Source organism: Chryseobacterium sp. VD8 (assembly GCF_037149975.1).
In the GTDB taxonomy this organism is placed as follows: Bacteria; Bacteroidota; Bacteroidia; order Flavobacteriales; family Weeksellaceae; genus Chryseobacterium; species Chryseobacterium indicum.
Genome location: NZ_JBBCQL010000241.1, coordinates 1 through 6,635, shown reverse-complemented (window position 1 = coordinate 6,635; position 6,635 = coordinate 1). Strand labels below are relative to the sequence as shown.

Annotated in this window: 5 protein-coding genes; all 5 read left to right on the top strand. The window is 29.3% G+C overall.

The genetic code is table 11. The annotated features are described in order from the left end of the window. The first annotated feature begins 447 nt into the window (after positions 1 to 447). Positions 448 to 756, top strand: coding sequence for a helix-turn-helix domain-containing protein (locus WFK35_RS19235; RefSeq protein ID WP_271246963.1), 309 nt, complete (start codon positions 448 to 450; stop codon positions 754 to 756). Between the two features lie 92 nt (positions 757 to 848). Next, entirely contained in the window at positions 849 to 1,025 is a 177-nt protein-coding gene (locus WFK35_RS19230; RefSeq protein ID WP_294317594.1) for a DUF3606 domain-containing protein, read from the top strand. Positions 1,026 to 1,647: 622 nt separating this feature from the next. Continuing rightward, the gene (locus WFK35_RS19225; RefSeq protein ID WP_336733962.1) at positions 1,648 to 4,911 is read left to right on the top strand and encodes a DEAD/DEAH box helicase; all 3,264 of its coding nucleotides are present in this window, start codon (positions 1,648 to 1,650) and stop codon (positions 4,909 to 4,911) included. A gap of 95 nt (positions 4,912 to 5,006) precedes the next feature. Then, on the top strand, positions 5,007 to 6,167 hold the full coding sequence (locus WFK35_RS19220; protein WP_336733960.1) for a MotA/TolQ/ExbB proton channel family protein: 1,161 nt from the start codon (positions 5,007 to 5,009) through the stop codon (positions 6,165 to 6,167). Continuing rightward, positions 6,160 to 6,635 (top strand): OmpA/MotB family protein (locus WFK35_RS19215; RefSeq protein ID WP_442892086.1); only part of this gene is annotated, 476 nt, incomplete at its 3' end. The genes WFK35_RS19220 and WFK35_RS19215, both read left to right, overlap by 8 nt.

The window sequence follows — 6,635 nt, the reverse complement described above, 5'->3', positions numbered from 1 at the left end:
CAAAGCTCCCTGCCCATACAAGACAAAAATTAATATGAATGAAAATGTGTCCCGTGAAAGCTGTAAAGCCGCAATGGTTGCGCTGCCATTGTATCTGTCCTAATCTGATACTGTATTTTGTAAAAGCAGCTTAGAGAATGGTAGAGATAGCGGACTGCATAGAAAATAAAACGGCGTGGAACTCTACAATATCCGCTATTGAGGCACTGGTATACCTTACACACAGATAGAGAGAGCCCACGCCTAGGTCGTGAGCTTTCTGCTTATCTTCTCGTGTGTTTAAAAATTACCAGTTTTCAATAGCGAGATTCTAAGCAATAGCTTCTAATATTAGTTGAAGTATCGCAAAGTTACTTTACAGTAACTTATTTAGCAAATATAATAAAAAATAATCAAAACGTCTTATAAGTCTCTATGAAAAATATAATTATTCCCAAAATTTACTAAATGTATAAATGGAACTCTGAAGAAATAAAAAGTCAAATCGGAATTATTTTTAAACTATACCGATTAAGAAAAGGATTATCACAATTTCAACTAGCAAATGAGGTAGATCTTTCTAAGGATTACATTGGTAGAATAGAAAGAGGAAAAACCAATCCAACAATTGAAATTATTATCAGTATTTGTAATTTTTTAGACATTGATATAATTCAAGTTGTTTCTAAATTAAATCAGAGCCAACTTAATTCAATTATAAGCGAGACAGCACTTTTAGAAGAAAAGTCTAAAAATCAAAATAAGAGAAAATCCTAACGAAAGTTAGGATTTTTTTACTTTACGGAAAACCGTAATGATATAATATAAAACCTCTTTAAATTTACTTTACTAACCAAAAATTATTTATTATGAGTGACGATTTAAGTAAAAGAAGACCGCAAGATGCAAGTAAAGTAAATGTAAACGAAACTTGGGAATTAGAATACTGGTCAAACAAGTTTGGTGTTACCAAAGAACGTCTGAAAGAAGCAGTTAAAGCTGTTGGAACTTCTGCTGTTGCGGTACAGAACTATCTTGGGAAATAACAAAAGTTATCTTATTGATAACTTTTGTTACAGGAATAAATCCTAACTTTCGTTAGGATTTATTGTTTTAAGAGTTTATAAAATTTTCGTGAATGTTTGGATATTCAGTGAAAATACTGAATAAGAGTTTTAAAACGGTTTTTAAATTTGTTTTTAGAGAAATCCTTATTTATCCACAAAAAACAACGATAAATAAATGCAAGATTAAACAAATTGAATAATATAAATATAAAAAGTAACAACACTTAAATGTTATAAAAATTATATAGATAATTAATAAATATTCTCTAATTTTTAGATTATATTGAAAAATATTAAAATTAATTTAAATTTTAGTATTTTTGAAACAAAACTAAAAAGCATGATGATTCAGCAAGTAACAACTAGTTTAAATAAATTATATTAAACGACTAGCTAATAGAATTACTAATAATAGAAATTCTATTAAAAATTTTCTATAAAATATATTAATCTCGGCTAGTAAAAATCTGCATGTTAAGTGTGGAGCCTTCATTTTCCATTATTATCAAAAAGATTTAATCAATTTTAATTAAAAGATTCGTTGATAATTATTCGCTTTTTATTTAAAATATTAAACAAAAAAAAGAAAACAAAATTAAATATGTCAAGAATCTTATTACCTGAGCTTAAACTAACATATTTTAACAGAACTGGTTCGAAAAATAAGGTTGAGCATGTTATTACAAATGAAATTACTGCAGATTATTTTTTTAGCCAAAGCTTCAGAAGTTATGTTGTGATACTTATCGATGGTATTTCTTATTGTATTACATCAAATAAAAACTTAGAACTTGAATTTTATGATTACATTTTATTGTCAAATAAAAAGCCTACAGAAAGGTCACTAGCTAATCGAGAAATAATATTAAAAAGTTGGATTAAACATCCATTAAAGAGAGAATTCAATACTGTCGAAATAAAAACTTCTTGGCACAACAATTTTAATTTTGTTGAAGAAAATATTCAAATACAAAGTCAGGGTCTAAGGGAGCCACAAATTGCAGCTTTGTATTCAATATTAAGTCATTTAAAAATTTCTGAAAATATAGGAACTGTTGTCATGCCCACAGGCACAGGTAAAACAGAAACCATGCTGTCTACTTTAATTGCCGGCAACCTAGATAAAATTATAGTAACCGTACCTTCAGATGCGTTACGCACACAAATTTCCAATAAATTTCTGAAGTTAGGATTGCTGAAGCAATTTGGTATTATAAATGAGGCTGTCATTAATCCTAAAGTTGGAATTGTTTATGAGAATTTTGGTAGTAATGATGATTTATTAGAATTTGTAGAAAAATCAAATGTCATTGTTACAACAATGAAGATTTTATCAAATTTTTCAACGAGTACATTATCAATTTTAAATGAAAGGATAACAAATGTTTTTATTGATGAAGCCCACCATGTCGAAGCTAATTCTTGGAAACGTGTTAGAATGGCATTTGACAATCATAAAATTCTACAATTCACAGCAACACCTTTTAGAAATGATCAGAAAAGAATTGAAGGAAAAGTAATTTTTAACTTCAGTTTAAAAAGAGCACAACAACAAGGTTATTTTAAACCTATAAATTTTCTACCTATCAGAGAATATGATTTAAAAAAAGGTGACCAATTAATAGCTGAAAAAGCAGTTGAGAGATTACGTGAGGATTTACAAAACGGATACAATCATATACTTATGGCTCGATGCGTTAATAAGGTAAGAGCAGAAGAAATATTCAATTACTATAAAGAATACGAAGATTTAAATCCTATTTTAATTCATTCCTCAGTAAATGGCAAAAATGATATTCTCAAAAAAATTGTTGATGGAGAGCATAAAATTATCGTAGCAGTAAATATGTTAGGAGAAGGTTTTGATTTACCCCAGTTGAAAATCGCAGCTTTCCATGATATTAGGAAAAGCTTACCAATCACTTTACAATTTGCAGGTAGATTCACAAGAACATCGTTTGATAATCATCTAGGAAATGCAACATTTATAGCAAATATAGCCGACTCCGATACGGAAAATGAACTAAGCGAATTATATGCTCAGGACTCTGATTGGAATATTTTACTTTCAACTTTAAGCTCAGAACAAATAGAAGAGCAAATTGACTTTGCTGAATTTATTCAAGGATTTCAACATCTTGAAAACTCTAAAATTCCTTTTCAAAATATAAAATTTGCTGCGAGTACTGTCGTTTACAAAAATTTGAATTCAGAAAACTCTTTTGATTTATTAAATTTTAAAGATGGTTTCAAAGATTATGAAGAATTAGAATATAAATTTGACGATTATAATCCCAATGAAAATACATTAGTAATTATTACAGCATCAAAGTCCGAAGTTGAGTGGGTAAATTACAAAGAAGTTTTTGGTTTAAATTGGACGTTAACGATTTTGTATTATAATGAAGATCAGAATCTTTTATTTATTCATAGTTCCGATAAATCTAGTTTGTATAGTGATTTGGCAAATGTGGTTTTAGATAATAGAGCGGAGCTAATTGAAAAGCTGTTAGTCTATAGAAGTTTTTATGATGTTAACCGTGTGTCACTACAAAATGTTGGTTTAAAAGAATTTTTGAATAGAAAAATTCGTTTTACTATGAGGGTCGGTACTGATATTCAAGATGCACTTTCTTTAGCGGAGCAGCAAAGGGGCGAAAAAGCATTTGTTTTTGGTTCAGGTTATGAAGATGGAGAGAAAATCACATTGGGATGCTCATACAAAGGTAGGATTTGGAGCTATCTAAAAAATGACTTAAAAGGATTTATTGGTTGGTGTGACAACATTGGTAGGAAGTTAATTAATGAGGATATTGATCCTAATCAAGTTTTACGTGATACTTTAATACCTGAGATCGTTACCAAAATTCCGGAAGTTTATCCTACTCATATTGATTGGGATGATAATTTTTATGATTTTCCTGAATCTAAAATTGAAATCAGCATAAATGGAATCTTTAATTATGCATATTGTTCGATTAATATCTTAAATGATATTCATAATGGAATCATCAAATTTGAAATTACAACACCCAATGGTTCTGCAAAATTTCAAAAAGAATTATTTATTGATTCTGATACTGACGGAAATCAATTTGCTAATTTTAGAATAGTGCAAATTGACACTATAGTAGCTGAAATAAAAGTGGCATCTAGAACATTTACATTAATCGATTATTTAAATTCTTACCCTCCCATTGTATGGTTTGCCGACGGCTCTGCATTACAAGGAAATGAATTAGTAGAGCTTAAGCAGATTATAAATCCTTATCCTAAAGAAATGTTAATCGATTGGAAATGGGAAGGTGTTGATTTAAGTTATGAAGCTCAAGGAGTTTTACCTCTAAAGACAGAATCTATTCAATATAAAGTTATTCAAGAACTAAAAAATAATGATTTTGACATCATCTATGATGACGATTACTCGGGAGAAATAGCAGATGTTATTACAATAAAAGAATCTGATAGTGAAATCAATATTCAATTTTACCATTTAAAATTTGCAAAGGACGGATTGGTAAATACAAGGATTGACAATTTTTATGAAGTCTGTGGTCAAGCTCAAAAATCGATTCATTGGAAACATAAAAGTGGAGTTGAATTCTTTCAACATCTGTTGAGAAGAAAACTAAAGGTTAAAAATGGAAATGAACGTAGTCGTCTTGAAAAAGGCACAAAAGAAGACTTAGAACGATTGTTAATTATAGCAAAAAATAGAAAACCGATGAATTTTGAAATATTTATTGTACAGCCAAGCCTTTCTAAACAAAATACATCCGAATCAATATTAACTTTATTGGGAGTGACTTCAAACTATCTAAAAGAGGTTGCCGATATTGATTTAAAAATTATTGTAAATGAATAAAAAATTATAATCAAATTATTATTACTTTCAAACTTATTGTTCTTAAAAATATTAATAATTGAATAAAATAGAATTTTAATTGCTTAAAAAAACTTATGTCAAACGAAATATATATTATAGGATTGGCGATGCTTGCCATAATAGTATTCGCAATTTATTATGAAACCATCATTAGCAAAGCTAAAAATGACGCTACAAGAAAGTTTGTAAACTACTATCAATTAGAAAATATGCCCAGTACCTTCGTTACCATCGGGTTGCTTGGTACATGTTTAGGTATTGTATTAGGATTATTCAATTTTGACACAGACGCTGCAAGAATTAAAGACAGCGTGAAAGAGTTGTTATCCGGTTTACGACTTGCATTTATTGTAACAATTCTAGGGCTATTTTTCTCCTTAATCTACAAAAGAAGAGTAAATGATATTTTGAACAAATATGGAGATATTCAGCCACCTGAATCACCTGAATTTATAGAAATGAGGCAGACAAATATATTACTTCGTGACTTAAATAGAGGTATTGGCAACCTTAACAGAGCATTTTCTGAAGAATTAATCACAAAGATTCAGGAATCTAATAAAAAATTAGCAGATAATCTTTCTAAATTTGGTGAAAACCTAGCTACATCTAATCATGACGCACTACTTGAAGCCCTTAAGGAAGTAATTGAAGATTTAAATTCTGGATTTAGAGATACATTAGGTCTATTAGTTAAACAGAATTTTTCTGAATTAACAAATTCCATCGATAGTCTAAATAATTGGCAGAAAGAAAACAAGGCATACATTGAAGATTTTGCCAGACGTTATGAAAAGATTGTTCAGTACACGGAAGATATGAATACAAATCTTGAAAAGATTGTAACTACCAATGCGAATCTATTGTCACAAAATAGTAAACTACACAATATCGTAGAATCACTTAATTCTGTAATGGTTCAAGATACCAAGTTCCGTGAAATTACTTCAAATCTAAATAATGCTTCGTCGAATATCAAGGAATCATTAAATCAATTCAGTAGTGATCTTCAAAATACTAAAAAACAGTTGGAGGGCATTACAAATTTGAGAGTTAATATTGAATTGTTGAATGACCAATTATCTAACTTAAGAAATATCGATATTGATGAGGAGCGACTTTACATGCAAGGTATAAAAGAAACTATGGCATCAATGGATGCAATGTTTAAAAGGCATTACGAGGCAATTCCTAAATTGATTCAAAACAATTTAAAATCAATATCTAATGGCTAGAAGTCGCACCAGATCAGATCATAACTTTATCGCCTATTCAGACATCATGACTTGCCTAGCTATCATCTTTCTCTTTATTGCTGTAGCATATATTTTAGAGGGTTTGTCTGACAAAATAATTAAGGATGACATTTACAATGCTATTGGAGAAGATTTGAAGAAGGATTTTAAAAGTAAAAATGTACAACTGGAAAGCGATATGTCATTAAAGTTTTTACAAGATTCAATCAATAAAAATGATGAACTTTTTGAAATCGGTTCTGCTGAAATGACACCATCCTTTAAACAAAAAGTAGCTGACATCTGGCCCAAATATCAGTCTATTATTTGTGACAAAAAAAATTTACCATATATAAGTGAGATTAGAATTGAAGGACATACTGATACCATTGCGCCTAAAAAAGATCAAAGAGAAAGCTATCTTTATAATTTAAATCTTTCATCTGCTAGAGCACAATCTGTGTTAGA